The sequence below is a fragment of the Methylobacterium sp. C33D genome (genome assembly GCF_053345825.1).
This window is the reverse complement of sequence record NZ_JBKFAV010000241.1, coordinates 1-287: the sequence shown is the minus strand read 5'-3', so window position 1 is coordinate 287 and position 287 is coordinate 1. Positions and strand designations below refer to the sequence as shown.

The 287-nt window shown below is 78.4% G+C and carries 1 protein-coding gene; it reads right to left on the bottom strand.

What is annotated here, in order from left to right; all coding sequences use genetic code 11:
• Nucleotides 1–287 (bottom strand): FCD domain-containing protein (locus ACLBXO_RS32225; RefSeq protein ID WP_447687969.1); only part of this gene is annotated, 287 nt, incomplete at both ends.

The following is a 287-nucleotide window of genomic DNA, read 5'->3' as shown; positions in this document are numbered from 1 at the left end:
GCGCGCGCACGAGGCGGCGCGCCCCGCGCCCGTCGCGCCGCTGCACGGCGTCGATGGTGGCGGCGTGCTCGTCCACCAGCTGCGCCGGGTCGCGCCCGCGGATGCCGTCGAGGCTGACCCGGACGAGCCGGTCCGCCTGCTCGACGAGGTCGCGCACGGTCGCGGCCATGCGGCGGTTCCCCGACGCCTCGGCGAGGGCGATGTGGAAGGCGCGGTTCTCCGCGATGAAGTCGGCGCCGTCCGCGACGGCGGGGAACCCGTCGAGCGCCGCCAGGACGGACTCGGGC